The sequence below is a fragment of the Novosphingobium percolationis genome, from assembly GCF_020179425.1.
Classification (GTDB): Bacteria; Pseudomonadota; Alphaproteobacteria; order Sphingomonadales; family Sphingomonadaceae; genus Novosphingobium; species Novosphingobium percolationis.
Genome location: NZ_JAILYM010000007.1, coordinates 38,955 through 65,624 on the forward strand (window position 1 = coordinate 38,955; position 26,670 = coordinate 65,624).

The window sequence follows — 26,670 nt, forward strand, 5'->3', positions numbered from 1 at the left end:
GCTTGCGCCTTGCCGCACCGGAAACTAAGGCCATGCCCCATGAAGCGCACAACCGGCCAGGACCGTTCGATCACCACCCAGTGGCGTCCCGCAACCCAGGCGATCCGCGCCGGCACCTGGCGTTCGGACATGGGCGAGACCAGCGAGGCGCTGTTCCTGACCTCGGGCTTTTCCTACGACAGCGCAGGCGTGGTCGCCGCGCGCTTTGCCGGCGAAGACGACGGCATGACCTATTCGCGGGTGCAGAACCCGACGGTGCAGATGCTGGAAGAGCGCATCGCCGTGCTGGAAGGCGCGCAAAGCTGCCGCGCGCAGGCGAGCGGCATGGCCGCTATGACCACCGCCCTGCTGTGCCAGCTTTCGGCAGGCGACCACGTGGTCGCCGCCAAGGCCGCGTTCGGATCGTGCCGCTGGCTGGTCGACAACCTGCTGCCGCGCTTCGGCATCACCGGCACCACCATCGACGCCGCCGACAATGCCGCGTGGGAAGCCGCGATCCGGCCGAACACCAAGGTGTTCTTCTTCGAAAGCCCGGCCAACCCGACGATGGGGCTGGTCGACCTCGAATTCGTCTGCGGCCTCGCCCGCAAGCACGGCATCGTCACCGTGGTCGACAACGCCTTTGCCACCAGCGCGCTGCAGCGCCCGATGGACTTCGGCGCGGACGTGGTTGCCTATTCCGCCACCAAGATGATGGACGGACAGGGCCGCGTGCTGGCGGGCGCGGTCTGCGGTTCGCGCGATTTCATCGAAGGCGTGCTGCACCCCTTCCAGCGCAACACCGGTCCGAATTGCGCGCCGTTCAATGCGTGGGTTGTGCTCAAGGGGCTGGAAACGCTGGACCTGCGCATCCATCGCCAGAGCGAGAACGCGCTCAAGGTCGCGCGCTTCCTCGAAACCCGCGTGCCGCGCGTGCTCTACCCGTTCCTGGAAAGCCACCCGCAGTTCGCGCTGGCGCAAAGGCAGATGAAGGCGGGCGGCTCGATCCTGTCGATCGAACTCGATGGTGGCCGCGCCCAGGCCCACGCCCTGCTCGACGCGCTGGAGCTGATCGACATTTCGAACAACATCGGCGATTCGCGCTCGCTGATGTGCCACCCGGCCTCGACCACCCACCACGGCGTCGGCCCCGAAACCCGCGCCGACATGGGCGTGGGCGAAGGGATGCTGCGCCTCAACGTCGGACTCGAGGATGCCGACGACGTGATCGACGATCTTGATCAAGCCCTGATCAAAGCAGGTCTGTAAAATACTGTAAAAACAAGTTTTTATCCGATTGCATCCCCTCCGCGAGCGCGTAGAGTGCTGGCGGGTGGGGTTGTCATGGGAGCGCGCGCATTGCTGGCGGAAGCCCACCTCTCCGCAATCATCCAGTCTTCCGACGACGCGATCATCAGCAAGCGGCTGGATGGGACGGTGATCAGCTGGAATCCGGCGGCGACCCGCATCTTCGGCTGGTCCGAGGACGAGATGGTCGGCCAGTCGATCCGCAAGCTGATCCCCGCCGACCGCCAGGCCGAAGAAGACGAAATCCTTGCCCGCATCGGCCGGGGCGAACGCGTGCGCAGTTTCGAGACGATCCGCCAGCGCAAGGACGGCAGTCCGCTTTACGTGTCGCTGACGGTCTCTCCCATCCTCGATCCCGATGGCACGATCATCGGCGCGAGCAAGATCGCGCGCGACGTGACCGAGCGCCACGCGGTGCAGGCCGCGCGCGACGAAAGCGAGCTGAAGTTCCGGATGCTGGCGGACAACATCTCGCAACTGGCGTGGATCGCCGCGCCCGATGGCGGCCTGATCTGGTACAACCGGCGCTGGTACGATTTCACCGGCACCACCTTCGACCAGATGAAGGGCTGGGGCTGGGTCACCGTCCATCACCCCGATCATCTGAGCCGCGTGCGCGAACATTACGACACCTGCATCGCGACGGGCACGGAGTGGGAGGACACGTTTCCGTTGCGCGGCAAGGATGGGCAGTTCCGCTGGTTCCTGTCGCGTTCCAAGCCGATCAAGGACGCCGCCGGCCACATCGTCAACTGGTTCGGCACCAATACCGACGTCACCGAACTGCTTGAAAAGGAAGAGCAGATCCGCGTTCTGCTGATGGAAGTGAACCATCGGTCGAAAAACCTGCTCTCGGTGGTCCAGGCGCTCGCCCGGCGTTCGGGCAGCGGCGACACGGCTTTCCTCGAACGCTTCGAGAACCGGCTGGCCAGCATGTCGGCCAACCAGGACCTGCTGGTGCGGCGCGGCTGGGCCACGATCCCGATGCGCGAGCTGGTCGAGGCGCAGCTGGCCATCCTCGGCAACGAAAGCCGTGGCCTCGCCAAGACCTGCGGCCCTGACTTCGACCTTTCGCCGCGCAGTGCCGAGATCATCGGCATGGCGCTGCACGAACTGGCCACCAATGCGCTCAAATACGGCGCGCTGTCGAAGACCGGCGGCGAAGTGTGGCTTTCGTGGGAAACCACCGCAGCCGACCGGCTGCGGATCGAATGGCGCGAAACGGGTGGCCCGGTGGTGCGCGCGCCCGAGGCTTCCGGCTTTGGCACGACGCTGATCCGCCACATTCCGGCGCGCAGCCTCAAGGCGGATGTCACGCTGGACTACGCCCCCACGGGCCTCGTCTGGCGGCTGGAGTGCGAGGGCGCTATTGCGCGCAGCCTTTCGAGCTGAGCCCGGGCCTCAGGCCCGAGCGGGGTCTCGGACCGGAACTTGCCCGCGGGCATCCTGCCCGGCGGCTTCGTCCAGTTCCTGCCGGTCGCGGGTGATCAGTGCGTTTTCGCCGCGCCCCATGGTCCAGTTGCGGCCGAGGCGCACCTTGTGGTTGGGCGCGCACCAGATCTCGCCGGTGGCGTCGATCGCGGTGACCCAGATCAGGTTATGCTCTTGGCCATAGTCGATCATGCCGATCGCATAACCATCGCCTTTGCCCAGGACGTGTAGCGGAATCGTCGGGTTGAGTTGCGTAAACACGGGAAGCGGGACTCCATTGGATCGGAAATCCCAACTTCGCAGACATGGCTGTGGTTCCGCGCGCTGTGCCGCGGCCGCGTTCAGCCGACGGCGGTGTCGCTGGCGGCGGCGCCCGGATCGACCGCGGTGGTCTTGCCTTCGAGCGCGGCCAGCCGCTCCTTGAGCGCATCGACTTCCTCGCGCGCGGTCACGGCCATTTCCTTAACCGCGTCGAATTCCTCGCGGCTGACGAAATCGAGACCGCCCATCGCCTCGCGCAGCTTTTCGCGTGCGGTGGCCCCGGCTTCACGGCTCATGCCGGCGAACGTGCCGGCGGCGCCGTTCAGCAGCTTGACGAAATCGGCGATCAGCGGGTTTTCGCTCTGCATTGTATGACCTTCGCAACGGTTGCGCCGCGTCAGGCTGCGCGGCGGGGATCGTCTCGCCTAGATGGTCGCAAGCCCCCACCCGCGCAAGCCCCACCTGCCATGCCAGCCCCCACACCTGCCATTCCAGCCAACGCGCAAGCGCGTCAAAGCTCGACCCGCACCGCCGCGCCGCTGCCGCGCACCTGTTCGGCATCGGGGTTCAGTTCGACGAACTGCCAGTTGAGCACGGCGGCAAAGCAGATCCACGCAAGGTAGGGCAGGAGCAGCAGCCCGGCCAGCGGGCGGATGCGGGTGAACGCCACGAAGGTGACCAGCACCGCCACGATCATCGCCACGATCACGCCAAGGGCCAGCCGGGGCTGGTGCAGCGCGAAGAACACCGGGCTCCACGCCAGGTTGAGCGCCAGTTGCAGGACAAACAGCACGATGGCGAGCCCGCGCAGCCGCGCGCCCCACGCCGCGATGACCATGGCCAGCGCCACGCCCATCAGCACATAGAGCACGCTCCACACGATCCCGAAGGCAGCGGGCGGCGGATAGATCGCAGGCTTTTCCAACGCGGCGAACCACGCGTTGGCCGGGCCGCTGCCCGCCGCGAAACCCGACAGCAGGCCAAGGCCGAGCACCAGCGGTACGGTGAAGAGGGACCAGCGCAGCAGGCTGGCGCGCAACTGCGCGCGGGAAGCGAGATATCTCATGATGCCCTTGCGACGACCCCCTCGATTCGTGCCGGTTCGGCAACGCATATGGGCGGGGATATTGGCGGGAGGCTGCCGATCAGGCAATTCCCCCTATGGTCCGGTGCGGCGTTCAATCCCGGGACGCCGAAATCAGGAACTCGATATTGCCTTCCGGGCCGGTGATCGGGCTTTCGACAATGCCCTGGATGGCCCAGCCCTCGCCTTCCAGCCACTGCCGCACTTCGTCGCAGACGCGCGCGTGCAGGCTTGCATCGCGCACCACCCCGCCCTTGCCCACTTCCGTGCGGCCCACTTCGAACTGCGGCTTGATCAGCGCGACCAGCCGCGTCGGCCGTGCCGCCAGCGCCAGCGGCACTTCCAGCACCTTGCGCAGGCCGATGAAGCTGGCATCGCACACCACCCATGTCGCGGGGCGATCGATGTGGCCGGGCGTCAGGATGCGCGCGCTGGTCTGTTCGAGCACCGTCACGCGCGGGTCCTGCCGCAGCTTCCACGCCAGCTGGTTCGTGCCCGAATCAACCGCGAAGACATGCTCGGCACCCTTTTGCAGCAGCACGTCGGTGAAGCCGCCGGTCGAACTGCCGATGTCCATCGCGGTGACGCCTGCGGGATCGAGGCCGAAATGCTCGATCGCGTGGGCGAGCTTGATGCCCCCGCGCGAGACCCACGGATGATCGCGCCCGCGCACGTCGAGCGGCGCATCGGCGGCGATCGGCTGGCCTGCCTTGGCGATCTTGGTCTCGCCCGAAAAGACGAGGCCAGCCAGGATCAGCGCCTGTGCGCGGGTGCGGCTTTCGACAAGGCCGCGATCGACCAGCAGCTGGTCGACGCGCTGCTTGGGCCCTGCCGAAGCTTTGGGAGGACGGGGCGAGGCTGGGCGGGTTGAGGTCACGGCACGTCTCTTCCATAAGCCGGGCATGAAGATCAACCACGCGCACCTTGCCTCGTTCGTTTCGCTTGCGCTTTCGGCCACGCTGGCGGGCTGCGCGGCAGTGCCCGTGGCCGCTCCGCCCCCGCCGCCCGCGCCCGCGCCGCGTCCCGCTCTCCCACCGCCCGCCGCCGCGCCCGCGCCGAAGGATTGGCGCGATGCGCCGCAAACGCCGGGGGATTGGCGCTATGCACCCGTCGCAGGCGGCAGCGAGGCGCGCTTCGGGCCGGCAGGCGGCGAGGCGCTGGCCGTCTTGCGCTGCGACCGGGTCGCGCGGCGGGTGACCCTGGCCCGCAACGGCGCCGCCAGCGCGCCCGTGCCCGCCTCGATCACCACCACGAGCGAGACCCGCCCGCTGAGCGCCGCGCCGGTCGCCGGGGCCAGTCCGCCGATGGTGGCGATGGCGTTCGCCAGCAGCGACCGCCTGCTCGATGCCATGGCCTTCAGCCGGGGCCGTTTCATCTTGGATGTCAATGGCTTGCCCACGCTGGTCCTGCCCGCGTGGGCCGAAGTGGGCCGCGTGGTGGAGGATTGTCGCTGATCGCGGGAGCCGCAGCCGGAACGCGGCGCGAAGCCCCTATCCTGACGTCAAAATAATTTCATGCAAGACTTGTTGTTGGCCTCCGGATGACTCACATTGCCTTCAAGATCGAAGCAGGCTGAAGGCCTTTCGATCCAGCCACGAGAGTGGTGACTTTGGCTCAACAGCGCGAAAGGAGGTGATCCGATGTCTCATGGTTCAGCAGAGAGGTCGGTACAGTCCCGCGCGAGGCATTATCGCTGAGTTTCGATTAAGCGATAAAGGCTTCGTGGGCGGCACTTCCGGCCGCTGACCATGCGAAGGGCCGCTCCGGATTGACCGGCGCGGCCCTTCACATTTATTACATTCCCCTTGCTTCTTACGCAACAATCGTTCACGGAGCCGGCTCCATTACGATTCCAGGCAAGGAAATCCAAGCAATGGCGACGACCGCCGAAACCGCCCTTTCCTTCAAGCATCATCCCCACCCCGCCCCGCTGGCGGTGGATGCGCGGGCAGCGGTGCTGGCGGATCCCGGGTTCGGCCGCGCCTTCACCGATCACATGGTGGAGATCGACTACACCGAGGGACGCGGCTGGCATGATGCGCGCGTGGCGCCCTATGGTCCGATCCCGCTCGATCCGGCAGCGGCGGTGCTGCACTATGCCCAGGAAATCTTCGAAGGGCTGAAGGCTTACCGGCTTGCCGATGGCGGCATCGCGCTGTTCCGTCCGCACGCCAACGCCGCGCGCTTCAACGCCTCGGCCCGGCGCCTTGCCATGCCCGAACTGCCCGAACACCTGTTCGTCGAAGCCGTGCGCCAGCAGGTGCTGGTCGACAAGGACTGGTTCCCCACGGTCGAGGGCGGCTCGATGTACCTGCGCCCGTTCATGTTCGCCTCTGAGGCGTTCCTCGGCGTTCGCCCGGCGAAGGAGTACAAGTTCCTCGTCATCGCCAGCCCTGCGGGCAACTACTTCAAGTCGGGTTCGCCCGCCGTGTCGATCTGGGTGTCGGACTACACCCGCGCGGCGCCGGGCGGGACGGGCGCGGCCAAGTGCGGCGGCAACTATGCCGCCAGCCTCGTCCCCACCGCCGAAGCGTTCGCGCGCGGGCATGATCAGGTGCTGTTCCTCGATGCCGCGGAGCACAAGTGGATCGAGGAACTGGGGGGCATGAACCTGTTCTTCGTGTTCGACGACGGCTCGATCCTGACGCCCGAACTGACCGGCACGATCCTGCCCGGCATCACGCGCGAAAGCCTGCTGAAGCTGGCGGCCGAGGAAGGCCTGACCGTGCGCGAGGGGCGCTACAGCCTCGACCAGTGGAAGGCCGACGCCGCTTCGGGCAAGCTGCTGGAAACGTTCGCTTGTGGCACCGCTGCGGTGGTGACGCCGGTGGGCAAGGTCGCGGGCCGCGATGGCGAATTCACGATCGGTTCGGGCGGGCCCGGCCAGCTGACGCAGAAGCTGCGGCAGAAGCTGGTGGCGATCCAGCGCGGCGATGCCGAGGACACCCACGGCTGGGTGGAGCGCATCGCGTAAGCGACACCTAGAGGCACCTGAACGACACCTAACGGCACCTGACCGCACCGGAGACGCACATGACCATATCGTTCGAAGGCCGCGTGGCCATCGTCACCGGCGCGGGCGGCGGGCTGGGCCGCGACTATGCGCTCGAACTCGCGCGGCGCGGCGCAAAAGTGGTCGTCAACGACCTCGGCGGCAGCCGCGACGGCATGGGTGCGTCGGATAGCGCGTTGAAAGTCGTGGAAGAAATCGAGGCGCTGGGCGGCGAGGCCATGGCCAACGGCGGCTCGGTGACCGAATACGAGCAGATGGTCGAGATGGCCGCGCGCGTGAAGGAAAGGTGGGGGGGGATTCACATCCTCGTCAACAACGCCGGGATCCTGCGCGACAAGAGCTTTTCCAAGATGGACCCGGTCGATTTCGAGACCGTGGTCAAGGTTCACCTGACGGGCGCCGCCTTTGCCACCAAGGCGGTGTGGGACACGATGCGCGAGCAGGCCTATGGCCGCATCCTGATGACGTCGTCCTCGACCGGGCTGTTCGGCAACTTCGGCCAGACCAACTATGGCGGGGCCAAGCTGGGCGTCGCGGGCATGACCAAGACGTTGTATCTGGAGGGGGCCAAGTACAACATCCGCGTCAACACGCTGGCCCCGGTGGCGGCGACGCGGCTGACCGAGGACATCTTCCCCGAAGCCGCCTTCGCCGCGTTCTCGCCCGAAAAGGTGGTGCCGGCCGCGCTCTACCTCGTGTCCGAGGATGCGCCGACCAACGCCATCGTGGGCGCGGGTGGCGGGGCGTTCCATTGTTCATGGGTGACCATGAACCCGCCGGTGGTCCTGCCCGAAGACGAGCAGACGCTGGAAGGCTTTGCCGCCGCGTGGAACCGCATTTCCGACCGCATCGGCGACTTCGTGCCGCAATCGGGCGGCGAGCAATCGGGCGTGATCCTGAACGCGCTGGCCGCCGCGCTGAAGGGGTAGCTTGCCCGCATCGGGGTTTTCCTTGCCCTTTACCCCGCCGCACTTAAGTTCTGTGGCCGGAGAGGAAGAAAACGCCATGCCCGACGAGATCGAAGCGCCCCGGCTGCCCCCGCTGATCAAGGCTGCGCGGCGCCTGCGCTGGTTGCTGCCGCTGTTCGGCATTTCGCTCGCCGCGTTCACGCTGCTCGACCGGATGGGCCTGGCCGATCCAGCGCATGGCGCGGTGGCGGTGACGGCCAGCGTCGCGCTGGTCCAGCTGGCCGCGGCATTCCTGTGCGTGGTGGTCTCCGCCATGTGGCTGCACGCGGCGAGCGCCAACCTCGCCGCGCGCGGGGTGGCGATGCAGCATTCGCCGCGTGGCGCCTGGGCCTGGTACTTCCTGCCCATCGCCAACTTGTTCATGCCCTATCGCGCGATGAAGGAGATCTGGGCGGAAAGCCTGGGTGCGGACGACAGTTTCGCCGGATCTTCCGACCCGCTGCTGGTGCGCTGGTGGTCGGCCTGGATCGTGGGCAACATGGCGATGTCGATGGCGGCGCGGATCGACGCGATCGGCGGCAGGAGCATGGGCATGGTGCTGGACGCGGTGGGCGTGGCCGCGCTGTTCGCGGCAGGGCTGTTCTTTGCCCGCATCGTCGCCACGGTGACGCGCGCGCAGACCGGGCAAGCCGAAGCGGCTACGTTCGCCTGAGGGCGGCGTCCCTGACCGGCTTGTTCTCGCAGGTGCCGGGTGTAGCGCCGACGATCCGCATGGTCCGCAGCCGCGCGACGACTTCCTGCGGGCCAAGCGCATGGGCCGCGCCCGTGACGGGATCGATCAGCAGCGGGGCGGCACAATCGCGCGAGGGCCGGGGCCCATCGGGGCCGGACGGCTGCGTGAGCAGCATCAAGGCGGCATTCCCGTGCGCATCGTCGCGATAGAGCACGCGCAGAACCGGCGTTGCGCCCGATGCGGGCTGGCGCGGCTGCGGCTGCGGAGAGCAGGCGGCGAGCGCCAAGCACGCGCCGAGCAGCATGGACAAGCGCAAGGTCAGTCCTCGACCACTTTCAGCAGCTTGCGTTCGAGCAGGGCGAGCACGCCGGGAAGATCGTGCCCACGCTTGAGCACCTGCCCCGCTTCGCCATAGAGCGCCCACATGCCCTGCCGCTGGCGCAGCGCGGGGCGCTTTTCGATCCGCGCGGTGGCGCGATCGGCGCTGCGGCGATAGGCGGAGAAGCTGGCCGCGTCCTTGTCGAAATTGAGCGCGTAGTCCTTCCACAATCCCGCCGCGACCATGCGCCCGTAAAGATCGAGGATGCGCATCAGCTCCAGCCGGTCGAACCCGACCTGCAAGACCGGGCGCGCAACCGGGAGCGGAACGACGTTGGCGAGCGAGATCGCCGGGTCTGGTCCCTGCCCGCTCAGTTGCGGCTTCCTCGACGGGTACTGGTGGGCGCAGGCTCGGGCGCTTCACGCGCGATCAGCGCCGCGACTTGCGCCTTGAGCGTGGCGACTTCGGCTTCGAGTTCATCGACCCGGCTACCGCCATCGGGCTCGCACGGTTCCCGGCACGGGGTGCCGTACGGAATGAAGTCCTTGAGCCAGGTTTCGACGGGGACGAGCGTCGAGCGCGCCTTGAGCCCGATCATGGTCGCGCCTTCGGGCACGTCATCCGTCACGACCGCGTTGGCGCCGACGCGAGCACGCGCGCCGACGGTGATCGGCCCGAGCACTTGCGCGCCCGAACCGAGGATCACGTTGTCGCACAGCGTGGGGTGACGCTTGCCCGGCACGCCATTGGCGGGGTTGGTGCCGCCCAGCGTGACGCACTGGTAGATTGTCACGTTGTCCCCGATCTCCGCCGTTTCGCCGATCACGGTGAACCCGTGATCGATGAACAGGTGGCGGCCGATCTTCGCACCCGGATGGATATCGATCGCGGTCAGTATCCGCGAGACGTGGTTGACGAGGCGGGCGAGGAAGTACAGCTCGGCTTCGAACAGCCAGTGCGCGACGCGGTGGAAGGCCACCGCCCACAGCCCCGGATAGAGCAGGATTTCCCAGCGCGAACGCGGCGCGGGATCGCGCGCGCGGATCGAATCCAGATAGGCGATCAGGCTGTCGAACATGGTACGCGCAATCTTCCCCTGTTTTGTTCCGCTTGGCAAGCCGCGTTGCCGAATGCCCACCCCGCTGCGACTAACGCTTGCTGCGCAAGCGCAAGTCTCGCTCCCCTCCCGCAGGCGGGAGGGGCTGGGGGTGGGTCTTCACAGCGCGATGCTGCCAAGCCCCCTAGAGCAAGCGCGGCTGGAATTCGCCGCCGGTCGCGCCGTGCACGCGCTCGGCCAGAGCGTCGCGCACGAGCGATATGGTGACGCCCGCCTTGCGCTCAAGGGAGAGGCGGTCGATTGTTTCGACCAGTGCCTCGGCGGCGGCGTGGCTGCGTTCGATGCGGGGCAGCAGCCATGCGAGGACGCCCTCGCCCAGCACCAGCGAGCGCCGGGCGGCGTGTTCCTCGATCAGCGCGCGCAGCATCAGGTCGTCGGGGGCGGCGATCTCGATCAACAGCGCTGCACCGATGCGCGAGGCGAGATCGGGCAGCGTGATCTTCCATTCGCCGGGCAGGCGGGAACTGACCAGGAGCAGCGGACGCCCTTCGGCCTGGGCGCGGTTCCAGCGGTGGAAAAGGGCGTTCTCTTCCATGCGATCGGCATCGTCGACCACATCGCCCGCGCCCGATTGCGCAAACCAGCGCGCCAGCAGGCTCTTGCCCGAACGCGGCGGTCCGGCGAGCACGGCGGTGTGGAAAGGCCAGTCCATGCTCGCACCCAGTGCGGCCAGCACGGGATCGAGCGAGGGCCCGGTGACGATCCGGCCCGCGCCGGTGGCGGCACTGGAGAGGGGAAGCGCGATCTGGCTCATGGTTGAGCGGGGTGCCTGCCGCCTACTTGCGGATGACGAGGGCGCCCGCGCCTTGCGTCACCTTCCAGCCTTGCGCGCGCAGGGCGGCGGCGAGTGCGTCCAGTTCGCCCGCATACGTCACGCGCATGACCGACATGCCGCCGACCGCAAGCGAGGTGACGGTTGCGCCCTGCACGCCCGGCACGGAACGCACCGCGACGAGACCGCCATCGAGCGCGGCGGCATCGGGGGTGACGAACTGGACGGTAAAAGCCTGCGCCTGCGCGGCGGTGGTGGCCGTGGGCGCCGGCTGGCCCGCCTCTGCCGTGGTCGGCGCGGTGCGCGTGAGCGCGCCGGACTTTGCCAGCACCTCGTCGATCAGCTTCGGGTCGATCTCTGGCTGGACCAGGAGCGTCGAATCGGGCGCCAGGCGTCCGGCGGTAAGCGCCTGTGCGTAAAGGCCGTCGATGCGCCGGACCGCTTCGGCCAGCATCGCGGGGAGCTTGTCCTCGCTCTCCGCCGTCATCTGGAAGCTGCCGAGGAACTGGTTGTCCGGGCCAAAGCGCGCGGCGAAGGTGCCGCGCACGGGGCCGCCGGGGAACTGCCGTTCCAGCCGGGCGATCGGGATGACGACGTCGGCCGCGCCGAATTCGTCGAGGATCAGGCGCCACCAGTTGCGGCTGCGGCGGGTCAGCTGGCCTTCGGTGAGCAGCAGCGAATCGGCGCCCGAGCCGGTGGGGCGGACGTAGTCGATCACGCTCTGCCCGGTGCGGAACTCGGCCCACGCCTTCTGCCAGGGGGTGCGCGTCTCGAACACCGAGCCGACGCCGCCCTGATAAAGCACCGGGATCACCAGCATCGGCGCGGAATGCGCGATCTGCCCCTGCATCCCGAGGTAGCCGCCGGTACGCGCGCGATCGAAAATCACGCCAAGCTTCGCGATGTAACGGTGCGGGCCGACCTGTTCGTTTTCGACGACGATGGCCGAGACCATGCCATCGAGCGTGCCCGCATCGAGCGCGGGGGCGGCGCCGCCTGCTCCGTTTTTCGCCCACAGCTGTTCCCAGCCTTTGCGCTGCGCCTCGCGCCAGCCCGCGGCGCGCGCGGCTTCGGCGTTGTCGCCGGTGGCGTTGACCTCGATCCCCGAGACTTCGAAGTCGCCCGTGCTGGCGATCGGCGGGATGCCGCGATCACCTTCGATCTGCGCATAAAGCGCAACGCCCGCAAGACCGAGCGCCGCCGCTCCGGCGAGACCGAGCAGCGCCTTGCGCGGGAACGACACTCGATTCGGCAGGCTGGAAACGGCCAAGGGAACTCCGCAAGGACAGCGGCAGGCCACGAAAATCCGCAAGCTGCCGAAAGCTCCGCCGCTTTTGCCCAAGGGCGAGTGGAAATCCAAGCGGAAAGGCGCTAGGCGCTCGGGCCATGGCTTCCGACGACAACAAGCAGCAGTCCTATTCCTACGAACAGGCAGGGGTGAACATCGCCGCCGGCAACGCGCTGGTGAAGGCGATCGGCCCGCTCGCCAAGGCGACGGCGCGGCCCGGCGCCGATGCCGAGCTGGGCGGCTTCGGCGGGTTCTTCGATCCGCGTGCGGCAGGTTATAAGGACCCGCTGCTGGTGGCCGGCAACGACGGCGTGGGCACCAAGGTCAAGCTCGCCATCGACCACGACCGGCACGATGCGATCGGCATCGACCTCGTGGCGATGTGCGTCAACGACCTGATCGTGCAGGGCGCAGAACCGCTGTTCTTCCTCGATTACTTCGCGACCGGAAAGCTCGACAACGGCGTGGCCGAGCGCGTGGTGGCGGGCATCGCAGATGGCTGCAAGCTGGCCGGTTGCGCGCTGATCGGCGGCGAAACGGCGGAAATGCCGGGGATGTACGGCGATGGCGACTACGACCTGGCAGGCTTCTGCGTGGGCGCGGTGGAGCGCGGCGAGCAGCTGACCGGCGACAAGGTGGCGGCCGGCGACGTGCTGCTGGGCCTTGCTTCGTCGGGCGTGCATTCGAACGGCTATTCGCTGGTCCGCCGCCTGGCCGCCGACAAGGGCTGGAAGCTCGACCGTCCGGCGCTGTTCGACAACGAACGGCTGCTGATCGATTATCTTATCGAACCGACGCGGATCTACGTGAAGACACTGCTGCCGTTCATTCGTGCGAACCGCATCCATGCGCTGGCGCACATCACCGGCGGCGGGCTGCTGGAGAACGTGCCGCGCGTTCTCCCTGCGGGCCTGCACGCCCGCATCGACGCCGATTCGTGGGAGCAGTCACGACTGATGGCGTTCCTGCAGGCGCAGGGCAACATCGAGCCGAAGGAAATGGCACGTACCTTCAACTGTGGCATCGGCATGGTGCTGGCAGTGGCGGCGGACGAGGCCGACCAGTTGGCGCGCGATCTGGGCGCGGCCGGCGAGACCGTGTTCCGCATCGGCGAGATCGTAGCAGGCGACAAGGGCTGCACCGTGTTCGGCAGCGCCGAGGCGTGGTCGGCGCGCGAGCCGTGGGAAGCTGTGCATCTTGGCTGAAAAGGCGAAAGTCGCCGTCCTGATTTCGGGCAGTGGCACCAATATGGCGGCGCTGCTTTATGCCAGCCGCCTGCCCGATTGTCCTTACGAGATCGTGCTGGTCGGCTCGAACAAGGCCGAGGCGGCGGGGCTGCGACTGGCCGAAGCCGAGGGCGTGCCCACGTTCGCGCTGCCGCACAAGGGTATGAGCCGCGAGGAGCATGACGCGGCGATGGAAGCGGTGGTAGTGGAGCACGGCGCGCGGTTCATCGCGCTGGCGGGCTACATGCGCATCCTGTCCGAAGGCTTCGTCGAACGCTGGGAAGGACGGATGCTCAACATCCATCCCTCGCTGCTGCCCAAGTACACCGGACTGCACACGCACGACCGCGCCATCGCGGCAGGCGATTCGCATGGCGGCTGCACGGTGCATCTGGTGACGGCGGACCTGGATGAAGGGCCGGTGCTGGGGCAGGTCCCGGTGGCGATCCTGCCGGGCGACACTGCCGATACGCTGGCCGCGCGCGTGCTGTTTGCCGAACACCAGCTCTATGCGCGATGCCTTGCGGCGCTGGTCCGGCGCGAAACCTCGCCCGAGTGGCTGATCGGGCAAGTGCGCGAGCGCGCGCTGGCCTTGCCCGATGCCGACGAGACGCTGAGCCACGGCATGGCCTGCTTCGGCGTGATCAAGGGCAAGAAGTTTGCCTATGTCTCCAACGACCATCACGGCGACGGGCGCGTGGCACTGCTGGTGAAGATCAGCGGTGCGGACGAGCAGGAACAGCTGGTCGAGAGCGATCCGGTGCGCTTCTACCGCCCCGCCTATTTCGGCGACGGCTGGATCGCCATGCGCCTTGATCTTGGGGATGTGGACTGGGACGACGTGGCCGACCGGCTCCGCCGTTCGTGGCTGGCCGTCGCACCGCGCAAGCTCGCCGCGATGATGGACGTCTGACCCTTACGATGTCGCGCAGTTCTGCCAGCCCCTTGCGCCGCGTTTATCTGCACGCGGGAATGCAATCGTTTGTCGAGTCGAGTGGCGGTATCTTCGTCGCGGGCTTCCTCGTCTCGCGCGGGTTTTCCTATCCCGCCGCGCTTGCCAGTTTCGCGCTGATCCTGCTGTCGCGCTTCGCCTTGCGCGGGCTGGTGCTGCCGCTGGCACGGGCCGGCGGCCTGCGCACGACCTTGCTGACCGGCGTGGTGATCCGCGCGGGCAGCTTTGCCCTGCTGCCGTTCGTGACCGGGATCGGGCCGCTGCTGGCGCTGTTCCTGGCCGTAAGCGGCCTTGGCAGCGTGCTGTACTGGACGGCGTGGCACGCGTTCATGCCCGCGGTGATGGACGAGGCGCGCGGCGGACGACAGGTGAGCGTGCAGCAGGCGACGAGTGCGGTGGTGGGCATCATCGCGCCGGCGGCGGGCGGGCTGCTGCTGGCGCACGGCGGCGCGAACGCGGCGTTCTTCGCCAATGCCGCGCTGCAATTGCTGGCGGCGCTGCCGCTGCTGTACGGCCCCAACCCACGGATCGCGCCCGACGTGGCGCTGGACCGGGACGTCGCGCGCCACGCGCGGCGGCTCTATTTCAACGAGGGATTTCACGCTGGCTGCGCGGTGGTGGTGTGGAACCTCGCCCTGTTTGCCTCGCTGGGCGAACATTTCGATGCGCTGGGTGGAGCCATGGCCGTTGCAGGCGTGGCAGCGGCGGCGGGCAGCCTGCTGGTTGGGAGGCTGATCGATACCGGCCACCCGCGCCATTCGCTCGCGGTCGCCTATGGCGCGGCGGCGCTGGCGCTGATGGTCAAGGGCGCGGCCTTCGCGCACCCCGTGCTGGCAATCGTGGCGACCGCGCTGGGCGCGCTGGTGACGCCGATGACGGCCACGGCGATGCTCGCCCCGCTCTATGCCATGGCGCGGCAATCCCCCTGCGTCCTGCGCTTTTCGATGGCGACGGAGGGCGGCTGGGACCTGGGCTGTTCGGCGGCCTGCCTGATCACCGCCGCGCTGCTGGCAGGCGGCGCGAGCTTTCGCCTGCCGATCCTGCTGGGACTCGGCGCGATCGCAGTGATGGCGGCGATGCTGAACCGCTGGTACGTGCGCGCGGCGGAGCGCGCCTAGATCTGGTCCGCGCTGACGACCGGGCGGCTTTCGCGCGTGCCGGTGTAGCGCACGCTGGGATCGTTGGCGTCGCCCGCGATCACCACGTGATCATCGGCCACTTCGAGCAGCGTGCCGACGAAAGGCATTCCGTCGAAGCTGCCGCCACCGATGCGGTAGCTGACCACGTCGCCGACCTTGAAGGTGGCGGCATCGAAGTTGAATTCGAACGGGCAATTGTCGCCCTGACCCATGCCGAGCATCGCTTTGTGTCTCCCTTTGCGGGGAGAGATAGCGGCGCCGGTCCCAAACGAAAAGGGCCGGAGCTTTTCGCCCCGGCCCTTGTCCGTTGCCCTGTGCGGGAAATCAGCCGACGATTTCTTCCGGCTTGAAGAAGTAGGCGATCTCGATCGCGGCGTTCTCGTCCGAGTCCGAACCGTGGACGGTGTTGGCTTCGATCGATTCGGCCAGTTCCTTGCGGATCGTGCCCGGCTCGGCATTGGCGGGGTTGGTGGCGCCCATCACGTCGCGGTTGCGCTGCATGGCGTTCTCGCCTTCGAGCACCTGCACGACCACCGGACCCGAGATCATGAATTCGACGAGGTCGTTGAAGAAGGGGCGTTCGCGGTGAACGGCGTAGAAGCCTTCGGCCTGTTCGCGGGTCATGTGGATGCGCTTCGAAGCGACGACGCGCAGGCCGGCTTCTTCCAGCATCTTGGTGACCGCGCCGGTCAGGTTGCGGCGGGTGGCGTCGGGCTTGATGATCGAGAAGGTGCGGGTAACCGCCATGGGAATTTCCTTGCGAACTGCGGGGGTTTTGGTTGGGCGCGCCCCTAGCGGGGTTTGTGCTGCACTGCAAGGCGCGGAGCCTTTCAGCCCTTGGGCTTGACCTCTTCCCAGCCGCGTTCGCCCTGCCGCCAATAGCGCAGGTCGGCACCTTCGCGCGCGCGCAGCACCTTCCAGGTGTTACGAGCATCGTCCACTTGCGCAGGCGGAAACAGCAGGAAGGCACGCTCCATGCCGTCCATGTCGCGGAAACGGCCATCGGCGCAGGCAAGGTAGGTGGCGCCGTTGGTGGCTTGCGGCCGGTCGGACAGCAGGATCGGCTGGCGCGCATCGTGCTCGCCTCCGGCCCGGCCATGCGCGAGGAACGTTTCGGGCAGGCGCGTCCACAGCGCTTCGTCGATGCGGGCGAGTTGCGCCTCGTCGTTCGAGACCACCAGCAGCCGCGCGCCCGCACCGAGCGTGGCGCGCGCGATCAGCGGCAGCACCAGTTCGGCGGGATCGCGGGTCAGCTGGTAGAAATCGACGCGCATCAGACGGCGGCCTTACCCTTGCCCGAACGGCAGCGGTCGGAACAGAACTTCACGTTGTCCCAGTCGCGCTCCCACTTCTTGCGCCACGTGAACGGCAAGCCGCAGGCGGCGCAAGTCTTGCTCGGCAAGTCCGACTTGCGCCGCATCTTCGGCATGGATCAGGCTTCGAGCACGTCGCGCACGTAGCGATCGAGCAGGCGCACGCCGAAGCCGGTCGCGCCCTTGTCGTGCGTGGCCCCGGCCTTGTCGACCCAGACCGTGCCCGCGATGTCGAGATGCGCCCAGGCGACACCCTTGTCGATGTAGCGCTGGAGGAACTGCGCCGCGGTGATCGAGCCGCCATAGCGCGGGCCGACGTTCTTCATGTCGGCGATCGGGCTGTCGATCAGCTTGTCGTAAGCCGGGCCGATGGGGAAGCGCCACAGGCTGTCGCCGCTTGCCTTGCCCGCTGCATCGAGCTGGCCTGCCAGCAGATCGTCGTTGCTGAACATCCCGGCGTGTTCGTGGCCGAGCGAGATGATGATCGCGCCGGTCAGCGTGGCGAGGTCGATCACGGTTGCGGGGGCATATTCCTTCTGCACCCAGGTCAGCGCGTCGCACAGCACGAGGCGGCCTTCGGCGTCAGTGTTGATGACTTCGATGGTCTGGCCCGACATCGAAGTGACGACATCACCGGGGCGCTGGGCATTGCCGTCGGGCATGTTCTCGACAAGCCCGCACACGCCGATCACGTCGGCCTGCGCCTTGCGCCTGGCCAGCGCGAGCATGGTGCCCGCGACCGCTGCCGCGCCGCCCATGTCCCACTTCATGTCTTCCATGCCGGCGGCGGGCTTGATCGAGATGCCGCCGGTATCGAACGTCACGCCCTTGCCCACGAACGCGGTAGGGCGGGCGCCGGCCTTGCCCTTCCAGCGCATGGCGATGAGGCGCGGTTCGCGCACCGAACCCTGCGCCACGCCGAGCAGCGCGCCCATGCCGAGCGCGGTCATTTCGGCCTTGTCCAGCACGACGATCTCCACCCCGGTGCCTTCGAGGCGGGCGCGGCAGCGTTCGACGAAGCTTTCGGGATAGATCACGTTGGCGGGTTCGGTGACCAGTTCGCGGGTGAACTCGACGCCTTCGGCAATGGCGCTTTCGATCTCCCACGCCGTGGCCGTCCCTTCGGGAGCGTCGAACGCGACGATCTTCGCCACGCTGGGCTTCTGTTCGTCCTTCAACTTGGTGCGATAGACGTCGTGACGCCAGCCGCGCAGGCGCGCGCCGATGAGGACGGCGGCGGCTTCGTCCGCCGTCAGGCCGCTGCCGGCAAAGTCGATGCCGAGCGCCGGTTCGCCCGAAGTGAGGAACTTGGCGGTGAGTGCCCCGCCTGCCTTTTCCAGCGCGGCGATGCGGCCCGCAGCGCCCGGCTCGCCGGTGCCGACGAGCGCGTGGCGGACGAGGGCGCCGCCTTCACCGGCGGCGAAATATTCGAAGACCTGCGCGCTCTTGCCGGTGAAGCGGTGCGCCTCTGCGGCGGCGCGGTTGACCGTGTCGAGATCGGCCGGAAGCGCCCCCTCTGCAATAAGGCGGGCGACGAGGCGGGGGCGCTCTGCGCCGGGCTGGCCGAATTCAACGATCATTGCGTAAGGCTCCTGTCGGATCGTGCGCGGCCCGGCGCGGCGATGAAGCAACTCGCGGGCGGACGCGCAAAATGTTGGTTTGCAGTTAGGGCGCGCCGGTGCGATAGGCAAGCGCATGCCTTCGCCCGCGCGGCCGCTGCCGCAAGCCTTTTCCCGATGCTTGCGCCTGCGCCGTTTGGCCGCGGGCGCTTCGCTTTGCGTCCTTTCGCTGGCGCTCGCGCCCGGCTTTGCCCGGGCGCAGGATGCGCCCGCCCCTCCCGTCCCTGCCCCGGCGACTACCGCGGCAGCGGAGGAGGAAATCCGCTTCGAGGCGGACAAGGTCGGCTATGCCAACGATTCGGACAAGGTGACCGCCAGCGGCAACGTCCTGCTGCGACGCGCCGAACAGACCGTGCGCGCCGACACGGTGACGTGGGACCGCAAGACCGGCCAGATCGAAGCCAACGGCAATATCCGCTTCGTCGATCAGGACGGCAACGTCCTCTACACCGACAAGGTCGAGCTTACCGAGGAGCTGAAGGCCGGCGCGATCGAGGACATGCTGCTGGTGCTGCGCGAAGGAGGGCGGATCGCCGCGCGCAGCGGCGAGCGCGACGCGAGCGGCAATATCGTGCTGCACCAGGCCGCGTTCACCGGCTGCGCGGTCGAAGGCGAGGACGGCTGCCCGAAGCGCCCGAGCTGGGAAGTAACGGCAGTGCGCATCGTGTTCAACGCGGCGGACAAGCGCGTGAAGTACAAGGGCGCGACGCTGCACATGTTCGGCGTGCCGATCCTGCCGCTGCCCGGCCTTGGCCACACCAGCGACTTCCGCGCCGAAACCGGCCTGCTGATCCCCGACTTGCGGCTGGGCGCGTCGAACGGCGTCGAGATTTCCGACACCTGGTACTGGCGCATCGCCGACAACAAGGACCTGGCGGTCACCGGGTACGTCTACACCGGGTCGCTGCCGATGGTGTCTGCGCGATATCGCCAGCTGATGGACATCGGCGCGTTCCAGGTAACCGACTACGTCACGCGCAGCCAGCGCATCTCGACCACCTCCACGTCCAGCGCAGGCGATCCCGGCTCCAACCGCTTCCGTGGCTATATCGAAGCCAACGGGCGCCTGCAGTTCTCGCCGACGTGGAGCCTGACGGGCTATGGCCGCTATGTCAGCGACCGTACTTTCCTGCGCCGCTATGACATCAGCCGCGACGACCGGCTGCGCTCGTCGATCAACCTCGAACGCATCGACGACCAGAGCTATTTCAGCCTGGCAGGCTGGGCGATCCAGACGCTGCGCCTGGGCGACGTGCAGGGGCAGGTGCCGATCGCGCTGCCGAGCCTCGAATACCGCCGTCGCATCGACGCGCCACTGGGGCGGTTCGAGCTGGAGGCCAACAGCCTGGCCATCACGCGCACGCAAGGGCAGGACACGCAGCGCGCGTTCGCCCGCGCGCAGTGGGACATGCGCACGATCACCGGCATGGGCCAGGAAGTGACGCTGACCGCGCTGGTGCGCGGCGACCTCTACCATTCGAGCCAGAACGAGCTGACCTCGACCGTGATCTATCGCGGCGATCCCGGCTGGCAGACGCGCGGCATCGCGACCGCGGCGATCGACGTGAAGTGGCCTTTCGCGGGTGAGGCCTTCGGCGGCACGCAAGTACTGACCCCGCGCTTCCAGATCGTGGCCACGCCGCACGTGCGCAACCTGTCGATCCCCAACGAGGATTCGCGCTCGGTCGACCTTGAAGATTCGAACCTGTTCTCGCTCAACCGCTTCCCCGGCTACGACCGGATCGAGGACGGGGTGCGCTTCACTTATGGCTTCGACTGGCAGTTGACGCGGCCGGGCTGGCGCGTGGCAACGACGATCGGCCAGAGCTATCGCCTGTCGAAGGACAACACGCTGTTGCCCGACGGCACCGGGCTTTCCACGCGCATGTCGGACATCGTCGGGCGCACGTCGGTACGGTTCAGGGACGTGGTGCAGTTCACCCATCGCTTCCGGCTGGACAAGGACACGCTGGCGCTGCGCCGCAACGAGTTCGACGCGACGCTGGGCGGACACCGCACCTATGTCGAGATCGGCTACCTGCGGCTCAACCGCAACATCGCCACCACGTTCGAGGATTTGCGCGACCGCGAGGAAGTGCGCGTGGCGGGCCGGGTGGCTTTCGCCAAGTACTGGTCGGCCTTTGCCTCGGCGGTGGTCAACCTGACCGACAAGGCGGAAGACCCGACCAACACCTCGGACGGGTTCCAGATGCTGCGCCACCGGCTGGGCTTTGCCTATACCGACGATTGCCTCGACCTCGCCGTCACCTGGCGGCGCGACTATGTGACGACCGGCGATGCCAGCAAGGGCAACAGCTTCCTCGTCAGCCTGTCGCTGCGCAATCTCGGGACGAAGTGAGCGCCCTGCCCGCCGGGTTTTCCGGGGGATTGGCTTTGCAGCCCATTGCAAACGGGTTATCGGGCCGTCTATCCGCTTGCAGGCTCGGCTTGGCCGCTTGCGAAACTCAGCTTGGGTTCAGCGAATGGAGCCGATCTGCGGGTGAAACGACAAGGGCAGGCGCAAGCCTTCGCCCCATCGACAGGATGTTGCGATTGCCATGAAGCGTAGTTTCCGCCTGCTTGCCCCGATCGGCTTTTCCACCTTCCGTCGTCCCGCGCTGATGCTGGGGGTGGCGGCGATGGTCGCCACGCCGATCGCAGGCGGGATCGCCCATGCGCAGGCGGGCGCGCCGGACGCTGTCGAAGGACCTTCGGGCGCCAGCGGCGCGCTCAACATTCCCGCCAATCCGCGCATCTTCGGCAAGAGCGATCCCAACGTGCGCCGCGCAACGGCGGTCGTGAACGGCGAGATCATCACCGGCACCGACATCGACCAGCGCCTGGCGCTGATCGTCAACGCCAATGGCGGCAAGGTGAACCCGGAGGAAATGGACCGCCTGCGCCTGCAGGTGCTGCGCAACCTGATCGACGAGACGCTGCAGATCCAGGAGGCCAAGGCCGCCGACATCGACATTCCCGACGAAGAGGTGATGGACAGCTACACCCGCGTCGCGCAGCAGAACTTCGGCAAGGACGTCGCCGCGCTCGACAAGTACCTCGCCGGGATCGGCTCGTCGGGGGCTTCGCTCAAGCGCCAGATCAAGGGCGAGATGGCCTGGCAGCGCCTGCTGCGCCGCAACGTGCAGCCCTTCATCAACGTCTCGGACGAAGAAGTGAAGGAAATGATGGACCGCCTCAAGGCGGCCAAGGGCACCGAGGAATATCGCATCGGCGAGATCTACCTCTCGGCCAACGACCAGAACCGCACAGCTGTCGAAGCGAATGCCCAGAAGATCGTCGACCAGCTGAAGCAGGGCGGCAGCTTCGTCGCCTATGCCCGCCAGTTCTCCGAGGCGTCGACCGCGGCGGTCGGCGGTGACCTAGGCTGGATCAAGCTGGCGCAGCTTCCGGCCGAACTGGCCGTGGCGGCCGGGCAGATGAGCGCGGGCCAGCTGGTCGGCCCGATCCCGGTCAGCGGCGGTTTTTCGATCCTCTACCTGATCGACAAGCGCCAGGTGCTGACCGCCGATCCGCGCGATGCGCTGCTCAGCCTCAAGCAGATCTCGATCACCTTCCCCAAGGGCATCGCCGAAAAGGACGCGACCACCAAGGCCGCCACCTTCGCCAGCGCGGTCAAGGACATCCACGGCTGCGGCGAGGCGGAAGCGGCTTCGGCCAAGCTGGGCGCGACGATCGTTGCCAACGACCAGATCAAGGCGCGCGACCTGCCGCCTGCACTGCAGGACATGCTGCTGAAGCTGTCGGTTGGCGAAGCGACGCCGCCGTTCGGCTCGGTGGAAGACGGCGTGCGCGTGCTGCTGCTGTGCGGTCGCGACGATCCCAAGGAGACTTCGGGCCCGAACTTCGACCAGTTGCAGGCCCAGATGGAGGACGAGCGCGTCAACAAGCGCGCCCAGACCTACCTGCGCGACCTGCGCCGCGACGCGGTGATCGAATACGACTGATCGGCACTCTTCCCGCCGACGCGCTTCGGCGCTAGGCGGGGAGCCATGATCCAGCCGCTCGCTGTCAGCATTGGCGACCCTGCCGGGGTCGGTCCCGAACTCGCCTGCGCCGCCTGGGCGCTGAGCGGGACGGCCAACCTGCCGCCGTTCTTTGTCGTCGGCTCAAAGCGCGTGCTGGAGAAGGCGGCGCGCAGGCGCGGCTTGCACATCAAGGTACGCGCGATCACCGCAGCCCACGAAGCCGCCGCCGTGTTCGATCAGGCGCTGCCGGTGCTGGACCTTGGCGACATCGACTACACGCCCGGCGTGCCCGACGATGCGGGCGCGGCGCTGGCACTGGCGGCGCTGACCGAGGCGACGCGGCTGGTGCGCGAAGGCCATGCCGGGGCGCTGGTGACCGGGCCGATCGCCAAGAGCCGCCTCGCACGCGTGGGCTTCGACCATCCGGGGCAGACCGAGTTCGTCGCCGCCGCCTGCGGCATCGCCGCCCAAGACGCGGTGATGATGCTCGCAGGCCCGAGCCTGCGCGTCGTGCCGGTAACGGTCCACATCGCGCTGTCCGCCGTGCCGGGGCTGTTGTCCGCCGCGCTGATCGAGCGCCGGTCGGCCATCGCCGCGCGGGCGCTGGTGCGCGACTATGGCATCGCCGCACCCCGGCTTGCCGTCGCGGGCCTCAACCCGCACGCGGGCGAGGACGGGCGCATGGGGTACGAGGACGCGGCGCTGATCGCGCCCGCCGTCGCGGCCTTGCAGGCGCAGGGGATCGATGCGCGCGGGCCGCTGCCTGCGGACACGATGTTCCATCCCGCCGCGCGCGCGACCTATGACGTGGCGATCTGCATGTACCATGACCAGGCGCTGATCCCGATCAAGGCGCTCGATTTCGACGAGGGCGTCAACGTCACGCTCGGCCTGCCGATCGTGCGGACCTCGCCCGATCACGGCACCGCCTTCGCCATTGCCGGCACCGCCACCGCGCGGCCCGGCGCGACGGTCGCGGCGATCCGCATGGCGGGCGAATGCGCCAACCGGAGGCACGCCGCATGACCGAGCTTCCCCCGCTTCGCGATGTCGTCAATCGTTACGGCCTGATCGCCACGAAGGCGCTGGGCCAGAACTTCCTGTTCGACGAGCAACTGCTCAGCCGCATTGCGACAGTGCCCGGCAAGCTCAAAGGGCAGAGCGTGCTGGAAGTCGGCCCCGGCCCCGGCGGCCTTACCCGTGCACTGCTGCGTGCGGGCGCGAACGTGACCGCGATCGAGATGGACAAGCGCTGCCTGCCAGCGCTCGCCGAACTGGCCGAGGCCTTTCCCGGCCAGTTGCGCGTGATCGAGGGCGATGCGACCAAGATCGACCCCGCCACGCTGTTCGACGAACCGTGGCACGTCGCGGCGAACCTGCCCTACAACGTCGGCACGATGCTGTTCACGGGCTGGCTTTCCGGGCAGGACTGGCCGCCGCAGTGGCGTTCGCTGACGCTGATGTTCCAGCTCGAAGTCGCCGAGCGCATCATCGCGCGTCCGGGCTCGGATGCCTATGGCCGCCTTGCCGTACTGGCGCAGTGGCGCAGCACCCCGCGCATTGCGATGAAAGTCCACCGCAGCGCCTTCACGCCGCCGCCCAAGGTGATGTCGGCGATCATCCATGTAGAGCCCGGCACGATGCCCGAGGGCGTATCGGCGCGGATGCTGGAGCGCGTGACCGAGGCCGCGTTCGGCCAGCGCCGCAAGATGCTGCGCCAGTCGCTGAAGGGCCTGCCCGGCGCATTGGACGCGCTCGAAACGCTGGGGATCGACCCGCAGCGTCGCGCCGAGACGCTGGATGTGGACGAGTTCGTGGCCATCGCGCGCGTACTGACGAAGTAGCAGGGGTTCACCCCGCGCTCCGGGCGCGCTAGACGGTTGCGGATGAAACAGCTTTCCGCTGCCGAACAGGCCTTGCTGATGCCGATCGAGGCAGCGCCCATGCTGGCGCAGGTCGAACGCTGGTGCACGATCAATACCGGTACGCGCAACCTTGCGGGACTTGCGCAACAGGCGGCGCTGCTGGCCGACGCCTTTGCGGCACTGCCGGGCGAAGTGCGGCTGGCGGAGGCAGCGCCAGTCGAGGCCGTGGCCGCGGACGGCGCGCGGATCGCGCTCGACCACGGGCGGCATCTGGTGCTGTCAGTGCGCCCCGAGGCCAGCCGCCGCTACCTGCTGACCGGGCACATGGACACGGTCTATCCTGCCGACCATCCTTTCCAGTCGCTGACCTGGCTGGAGCCAGGCGTGCTGGGCGGGCCGGGCGTGGCCGACATGAAGGGCGGGATCGCGGTGATCCTTGCCGCGCTGACCGCGTTCGAGCGCAGCCCGGTGGCGGCAAGCGTCGGCTATGACGTGATGATCAATTCGGACGAGGAGACCGGCAGCCTTTCGTCCGCAGCCCTGATCGCGGCGCTGGCGCGCGGCAAGGCGGCGGCGCTGACGTATGAACCCTCCGCCCTGCCCGATGGCACCTTGGCGGGCGCGCGGCCGGGCAGCGGCAACTACAGCGCGGTGATCACCGGGCGCAGCGCCCACGCCGGGCGCAACCCGCAGGACGGGCGCAATGCGATCGTGGCGGCGGCCGCGCTGGCGCTCGCCTTGCGCGACGCGGTGCGCGATGGCCTGAGCATCAACCCCGCGCGGATCGACGGCGGTAGCGCCAACAACGTGGTGCCCGATCACGCGATCCTGCGCTTCAACGTGCGCCCCCGCACCCCGGAGCTGGCCGACGCCTTTGCGAACGAACTGGCCACGCTGATCGCGACCATCGAAGCGGCGCACGAAGTGTCGATCCACCTCCACGGCGGCGTCACGCGCCCGCCCAAGCCGCTCGACGCCAAGGCCGAGGCGCTGTTCGGGCTGGTGCGCGAATGCGGTGCGGCGCTGGGCCAGCCGATCCGCTGGCAGGCGGCAGGCGGCGTGTGCGATGGCAACAATATCGCCGCGCATGGCGTGCCGGTGGTCGATACGATGGGCGTGCGCGGCGGGGCGATCCATTCGCCGGCGGAATACCTGATCACGGCCTCGCTGGCCGAACGCGCGGCGCTGTCGGCGCTTGTGCTGCACCGACTTTCGGGAGGGGAATAACAACACCATGACTCATCGCATCCGCGCCGCGCGGCCCGACGACCTGCAGCACCTCTACGAGATGGCCAAGCTGACCGGGGGCGGCTTCACCAACCTGCCGCCCGACCGCAAGGCGCTGACCGCCAAGCTGGAACGCTCGGCGCAGGCCTATGCCAACCTCGAGGAAGGCGATCCCAACACACCCAAGGACGAACTGTTCGTGCTGGTGCTGGAGGACACACAGACCGGCGAAGTGCGCGGCACCGCGCAGATCTTCACGCGCGTGGGCCAGCAGTGGCCGTTCTATTCCTATCGCATCGCCACGTTGACCCAGCATTCGAAGGAGCTGAACCGCACCTTCCGCGCCGAGATGCTCAACCTCGTCACCGATCTGGAAGGATCGAGCGAAGTGGGCGGGCTGTTCCTGCATCCTTCGGAGCGCGCAGGAGGCCTCGGAATGCTGCTGGCGCGCAGCCGCTATCTGTTCATCGCCATGCACCGCAAGCGCTTCTCCGACCGCATCCTCGCCGAATTGCGCGGGGTGATCGACGAGCGCGGGGGATCGCCGTTCTGGGACGGCGTAGCGGGGCGGTTCTTCGGGATGAACTTCCAGGAAGCGGACTACTTCAACGCGATCAACGGCCACCAGTTCATCGCCGACCTGATGCCCAAGCATCCGGTCTACATCGCCATGCTGCCCGACATTGCCCGCAGCGCGATCGGGTTGCCCCATCCTTCCGGACGCGCGGCGATGCGGATGCTGGAGGAGGAAGGCTTCGCGCACGAGGGCTATGTCGACATCTTCGACGGCGGCCCGACGATGACTGCGCGGACCGACCGGGTGGAATCGATCAGCGGATCGAAAGCCGCGCAGGTCGCCCATATTCGCGCGCCCGAAGGCACGGGCGCAGCCCGGAAGGCGCTGGTCGCCACGGGCCGGCTTGCCGATTTCCGCTGCTGCTTTGCCGAGATCGGCGAGGGCGACGAAGGACTGGCGCTCGATCCCATTGCCGCCGCGAACCTGGGTGTCGGCGCGGGCGACACGGTCTGGCACGTGCGGCGCTGAATCGCCACGCGGGGAACCCCTGCGGTCATTACCTAGTTCAATCGGCTATGCACCCCCAAGCCTGTTGGCATGAGGTGTCGCCGCG

The 26,670-nt window shown here is 67.9% G+C and carries 29 protein-coding genes; 15 read left to right on the plus strand and 14 right to left on the minus strand.

Annotated features, from left to right (window positions below; translation table 11 throughout):
* The first annotated feature begins 39 nt into the window (after positions 1–39).
* Positions 40–1,248: a trans-sulfuration enzyme family protein gene (locus K3A84_RS16690; protein WP_225010517.1), complete on the plus strand. Its 1,209-nt coding sequence runs from the start codon at positions 40–42 to the stop codon at positions 1,246–1,248.
* A gap of 75 nt (positions 1,249–1,323) precedes the next feature.
* Entirely contained in the window at positions 1,324–2,679 is a 1,356-nt protein-coding gene (locus tag K3A84_RS16695; RefSeq protein WP_225010519.1) for a PAS domain S-box protein, read from the plus strand.
* Between the two features lie 9 nt (positions 2,680–2,688).
* Here the strand turns inward: K3A84_RS16695 and K3A84_RS16700 are convergent, their stop codons facing one another.
* The 4 genes from K3A84_RS16700 to K3A84_RS16715 all read right to left on the minus strand — a co-directional run bounded on the left by K3A84_RS16700 (position 2,689) and on the right by K3A84_RS16715 (position 4,940).
* On the minus strand, positions 2,689–2,979 hold the full coding sequence (locus K3A84_RS16700; RefSeq protein WP_225010521.1) for a hypothetical protein: 291 nt from the start codon (positions 2,977–2,979) through the stop codon (positions 2,689–2,691).
* A gap of 80 nt (positions 2,980–3,059) precedes the next feature.
* Positions 3,060–3,347, minus strand: coding sequence for an accessory factor UbiK family protein (locus tag K3A84_RS16705; protein WP_225010523.1), 288 nt, complete (start codon positions 3,345–3,347; stop codon positions 3,060–3,062).
* A gap of 143 nt (positions 3,348–3,490) precedes the next feature.
* Complete coding sequence (locus K3A84_RS16710; RefSeq protein WP_225010525.1) at positions 3,491–4,045, minus strand: TspO/MBR family protein; 555 nt, start codon at positions 4,043–4,045, stop codon at positions 3,491–3,493.
* Positions 4,046–4,157: 112 nt separating this feature from the next.
* A complete protein-coding gene (locus K3A84_RS16715) occupies positions 4,158–4,940 on the minus strand; it encodes a TlyA family RNA methyltransferase (RefSeq protein ID WP_225010527.1) in 783 nt (260 codons plus the stop codon).
* Positions 4,941–4,965: 25 nt separating this feature from the next.
* Here K3A84_RS16715 and K3A84_RS16720 point away from each other — a divergent pair, with 25 nt between their 5' ends.
* The 4 genes from K3A84_RS16720 (at position 4,966) to K3A84_RS16735 (ending at position 8,696) form a co-directional block, all read left to right on the plus strand.
* Positions 4,966–5,517, plus strand: a complete 552-nt coding sequence (locus K3A84_RS16720) for a hypothetical protein (protein ID WP_225010529.1) — start codon at positions 4,966–4,968, stop codon at positions 5,515–5,517.
* Positions 5,518–5,936: 419 nt separating this feature from the next.
* Positions 5,937–7,037, plus strand: coding sequence for a branched-chain amino acid aminotransferase (locus K3A84_RS16725; RefSeq protein WP_225010531.1), 1,101 nt, complete (start codon positions 5,937–5,939; stop codon positions 7,035–7,037).
* A gap of 59 nt (positions 7,038–7,096) precedes the next feature.
* Entirely contained in the window at positions 7,097–8,005 is a 909-nt protein-coding gene (locus K3A84_RS16730; RefSeq protein WP_225010533.1) for an SDR family NAD(P)-dependent oxidoreductase, read from the plus strand.
* A 76-nt stretch (positions 8,006–8,081) separates the two neighbouring features.
* Positions 8,082–8,696, plus strand: coding sequence for a DUF4328 domain-containing protein (locus K3A84_RS16735; RefSeq protein WP_225010535.1), 615 nt, complete (start codon positions 8,082–8,084; stop codon positions 8,694–8,696).
* On the opposite strand, the gene K3A84_RS16740 is transcribed toward K3A84_RS16735, so the two are convergent.
* The 5 genes from K3A84_RS16740 to K3A84_RS16760 form a co-directional block, all read right to left on the minus strand.
* Complete coding sequence (locus tag K3A84_RS16740) at positions 8,683–9,027, minus strand: hypothetical protein (RefSeq protein WP_225010537.1); 345 nt, start codon at positions 9,025–9,027, stop codon at positions 8,683–8,685. The genes K3A84_RS16735 and K3A84_RS16740 overlap by 14 nt on opposite strands.
* A gap of 8 nt (positions 9,028–9,035) precedes the next feature.
* On the minus strand, positions 9,036–9,338 hold the full coding sequence (locus K3A84_RS16745; protein WP_225010539.1) for a DUF2794 domain-containing protein: 303 nt from the start codon (positions 9,336–9,338) through the stop codon (positions 9,036–9,038).
* A gap of 68 nt (positions 9,339–9,406) precedes the next feature.
* The gene (epsC, locus tag K3A84_RS16750; RefSeq protein WP_225010541.1) at positions 9,407–10,114 is read right to left on the minus strand and encodes a serine O-acetyltransferase EpsC; all 708 of its coding nucleotides are present in this window, start codon (positions 10,112–10,114) and stop codon (positions 9,407–9,409) included.
* Between the two features lie 163 nt (positions 10,115–10,277).
* Positions 10,278–10,907: an HdaA/DnaA family protein gene (locus K3A84_RS16755; RefSeq protein ID WP_225010543.1), complete on the minus strand. Its 630-nt coding sequence runs from the start codon at positions 10,905–10,907 to the stop codon at positions 10,278–10,280.
* Between the two features lie 22 nt (positions 10,908–10,929).
* A complete protein-coding gene (locus K3A84_RS16760; protein ID WP_225010546.1) occupies positions 10,930–12,168 on the minus strand; it encodes a heavy-metal-associated domain-containing protein in 1,239 nt (412 codons plus the stop codon).
* A 143-nt stretch (positions 12,169–12,311) separates the two neighbouring features.
* On the opposite strand from K3A84_RS16760, the gene purM reads away from it, so the two are divergent.
* From purM to K3A84_RS16775, 3 genes are read left to right on the plus strand one after another with little or no spacing between them, the layout of a single operon-like run.
* The gene (gene purM / locus K3A84_RS16765; RefSeq protein ID WP_225010547.1) at positions 12,312–13,418 is read left to right on the plus strand and encodes a phosphoribosylformylglycinamidine cyclo-ligase; all 1,107 of its coding nucleotides are present in this window, start codon (positions 12,312–12,314) and stop codon (positions 13,416–13,418) included.
* Positions 13,411–14,352: a phosphoribosylglycinamide formyltransferase gene (gene purN, locus K3A84_RS16770; protein ID WP_225010549.1), complete on the plus strand. Its 942-nt coding sequence runs from the start codon at positions 13,411–13,413 to the stop codon at positions 14,350–14,352. The genes purM and purN overlap by 8 nt, the downstream gene beginning before the upstream one ends.
* A 59-nt stretch (positions 14,353–14,411) precedes the next feature.
* The gene (locus K3A84_RS16775) at positions 14,412–15,509 is read left to right on the plus strand and encodes an MFS transporter (RefSeq protein WP_225010550.1); all 1,098 of its coding nucleotides are present in this window, start codon (positions 14,412–14,414) and stop codon (positions 15,507–15,509) included.
* Here K3A84_RS16775 and K3A84_RS16780 read toward each other — a convergent pair.
* The 5 genes from K3A84_RS16780 to K3A84_RS16800 all read right to left on the minus strand — a co-directional run bounded on the left by K3A84_RS16780 (position 15,506) and on the right by K3A84_RS16800 (position 18,423).
* Positions 15,506–15,751, minus strand: a complete 246-nt coding sequence (locus tag K3A84_RS16780) for a hypothetical protein (protein ID WP_225010551.1) — start codon at positions 15,749–15,751, stop codon at positions 15,506–15,508. The two genes, K3A84_RS16775 and K3A84_RS16780, sit on opposite strands and share 4 nt — an antisense overlap.
* 103 nt (positions 15,752–15,854) lie before the next feature.
* On the minus strand, positions 15,855–16,277 hold the full coding sequence (gene ndk / locus K3A84_RS16785; protein WP_225010554.1) for a nucleoside-diphosphate kinase: 423 nt from the start codon (positions 16,275–16,277) through the stop codon (positions 15,855–15,857).
* Positions 16,278–16,360: 83 nt separating this feature from the next.
* On the minus strand, positions 16,361–16,804 hold the full coding sequence (locus K3A84_RS16790) for a DNA polymerase III subunit chi (RefSeq protein WP_225010555.1): 444 nt from the start codon (positions 16,802–16,804) through the stop codon (positions 16,361–16,363).
* Positions 16,804–16,959: a DUF2256 domain-containing protein gene (locus K3A84_RS16795; RefSeq protein WP_225010556.1), complete on the minus strand. Its 156-nt coding sequence runs from the start codon at positions 16,957–16,959 to the stop codon at positions 16,804–16,806. Before K3A84_RS16795 ends, K3A84_RS16790 begins: the two co-directional genes overlap by 1 nt.
* Positions 16,960–16,962: 3 nt before the next feature.
* Complete coding sequence (locus tag K3A84_RS16800; RefSeq protein ID WP_225010557.1) at positions 16,963–18,423, minus strand: leucyl aminopeptidase; 1,461 nt, start codon at positions 18,421–18,423, stop codon at positions 16,963–16,965.
* A gap of 115 nt (positions 18,424–18,538) precedes the next feature.
* On the opposite strand from K3A84_RS16800, the gene K3A84_RS16805 reads away from it, so the two are divergent.
* From K3A84_RS16805 to K3A84_RS16830, 6 genes are all read left to right on the plus strand, one after another.
* Positions 18,539–20,821 carry an LPS-assembly protein LptD gene (locus K3A84_RS16805; protein WP_225010559.1) on the plus strand — a complete coding sequence of 761 codons (2,283 nt, stop codon included), beginning with the start codon at positions 18,539–18,541 and terminating at the stop codon, positions 20,819–20,821.
* Between the two features lie 199 nt (positions 20,822–21,020).
* Complete coding sequence (locus K3A84_RS16810; protein ID WP_225010560.1) at positions 21,021–22,427, plus strand: peptidylprolyl isomerase; 1,407 nt, start codon at positions 21,021–21,023, stop codon at positions 22,425–22,427.
* Positions 22,428–22,472: 45 nt separating this feature from the next.
* The gene (gene pdxA, locus K3A84_RS16815) at positions 22,473–23,474 is read left to right on the plus strand and encodes a 4-hydroxythreonine-4-phosphate dehydrogenase PdxA (RefSeq protein ID WP_225010561.1); all 1,002 of its coding nucleotides are present in this window, start codon (positions 22,473–22,475) and stop codon (positions 23,472–23,474) included.
* Positions 23,471–24,292 (plus strand): 16S rRNA (adenine(1518)-N(6)/adenine(1519)-N(6))-dimethyltransferase RsmA, encoded by an 822-nt coding sequence (rsmA, locus tag K3A84_RS16820; protein WP_225010563.1) that lies wholly within the window; start codon positions 23,471–23,473, stop codon positions 24,290–24,292. The genes pdxA and rsmA overlap by 4 nt, the downstream gene beginning before the upstream one ends.
* A 42-nt stretch (positions 24,293–24,334) precedes the next feature.
* Positions 24,335–25,540 (plus strand): hydrolase, encoded by a 1,206-nt coding sequence (locus tag K3A84_RS16825; RefSeq protein ID WP_225010564.1) that lies wholly within the window; start codon positions 24,335–24,337, stop codon positions 25,538–25,540.
* 7 nt (positions 25,541–25,547) lie between these two features.
* Entirely contained in the window at positions 25,548–26,585 is a 1,038-nt protein-coding gene (locus K3A84_RS16830; RefSeq protein ID WP_225010566.1) for an arginine N-succinyltransferase, read from the plus strand.
* Positions 26,586–26,670: the final 85 nt, after the last annotated feature.

Excerpts from the sequence above, each read along its gene's own strand:
- K3A84_RS16690 (WP_225010517.1), top strand. The coding sequence starts at position 40 with ATGAAGCGCACAACCGGCCAGGACCGTTCGATCACCACCCAGTGGCGT.
- K3A84_RS16695 (WP_225010519.1), top strand. The coding sequence starts at position 1,324 with ATGGGAGCGCGCGCATTGCTGGCGGAAGCCCACCTCTCCGCAATCATC.
- K3A84_RS16705 (WP_225010523.1), bottom strand. The coding sequence starts at position 3,347 with ATGCAGAGCGAAAACCCGCTGATCGCCGATTTCGTCAAGCTGCTGAAC.
- K3A84_RS16710 (WP_225010525.1), bottom strand. The coding sequence starts at position 4,045 with ATGAGATATCTCGCTTCCCGCGCGCAGTTGCGCGCCAGCCTGCTGCGC.
- K3A84_RS16720 (WP_225010529.1), top strand. The coding sequence starts at position 4,966 with ATGAAGATCAACCACGCGCACCTTGCCTCGTTCGTTTCGCTTGCGCTT.
- K3A84_RS16725 (WP_225010531.1), top strand. The coding sequence starts at position 5,937 with ATGGCGACGACCGCCGAAACCGCCCTTTCCTTCAAGCATCATCCCCAC.
- K3A84_RS16730 (WP_225010533.1), top strand. The coding sequence starts at position 7,097 with ATGACCATATCGTTCGAAGGCCGCGTGGCCATCGTCACCGGCGCGGGC.
- K3A84_RS16735 (WP_225010535.1), top strand. The coding sequence starts at position 8,082 with ATGCCCGACGAGATCGAAGCGCCCCGGCTGCCCCCGCTGATCAAGGCT.
- epsC (WP_225010541.1), bottom strand. The coding sequence starts at position 10,114 with ATGTTCGACAGCCTGATCGCCTATCTGGATTCGATCCGCGCGCGCGAT.
- K3A84_RS16755 (WP_225010543.1), bottom strand. The coding sequence starts at position 10,907 with ATGAGCCAGATCGCGCTTCCCCTCTCCAGTGCCGCCACCGGCGCGGGC.
- purM (WP_225010547.1), top strand. The coding sequence starts at position 12,312 with ATGGCTTCCGACGACAACAAGCAGCAGTCCTATTCCTACGAACAGGCA.
- K3A84_RS16775 (WP_225010550.1), top strand. The coding sequence starts at position 14,412 with ATGCAATCGTTTGTCGAGTCGAGTGGCGGTATCTTCGTCGCGGGCTTC.
- K3A84_RS16780 (WP_225010551.1), bottom strand. The coding sequence starts at position 15,751 with ATGCTCGGCATGGGTCAGGGCGACAATTGCCCGTTCGAATTCAACTTC.
- ndk (WP_225010554.1), bottom strand. The coding sequence starts at position 16,277 with ATGGCGGTTACCCGCACCTTCTCGATCATCAAGCCCGACGCCACCCGC.
- K3A84_RS16790 (WP_225010555.1), bottom strand. The coding sequence starts at position 16,804 with ATGCGCGTCGATTTCTACCAGCTGACCCGCGATCCCGCCGAACTGGTG.
- K3A84_RS16795 (WP_225010556.1), bottom strand. The coding sequence starts at position 16,959 with ATGCCGAAGATGCGGCGCAAGTCGGACTTGCCGAGCAAGACTTGCGCC.
- K3A84_RS16800 (WP_225010557.1), bottom strand. The coding sequence starts at position 18,423 with ATGATCGTTGAATTCGGCCAGCCCGGCGCAGAGCGCCCCCGCCTCGTC.
- K3A84_RS16805 (WP_225010559.1), top strand. The coding sequence starts at position 18,539 with ATGCCTTCGCCCGCGCGGCCGCTGCCGCAAGCCTTTTCCCGATGCTTG.
- K3A84_RS16810 (WP_225010560.1), top strand. The coding sequence starts at position 21,021 with ATGAAGCGTAGTTTCCGCCTGCTTGCCCCGATCGGCTTTTCCACCTTC.
- pdxA (WP_225010561.1), top strand. The coding sequence starts at position 22,473 with ATGATCCAGCCGCTCGCTGTCAGCATTGGCGACCCTGCCGGGGTCGGT.
- rsmA (WP_225010563.1), top strand. The coding sequence starts at position 23,471 with ATGACCGAGCTTCCCCCGCTTCGCGATGTCGTCAATCGTTACGGCCTG.
- K3A84_RS16825 (WP_225010564.1), top strand. The coding sequence starts at position 24,335 with ATGAAACAGCTTTCCGCTGCCGAACAGGCCTTGCTGATGCCGATCGAG.
- K3A84_RS16830 (WP_225010566.1), top strand. The coding sequence starts at position 25,548 with ATGACTCATCGCATCCGCGCCGCGCGGCCCGACGACCTGCAGCACCTC.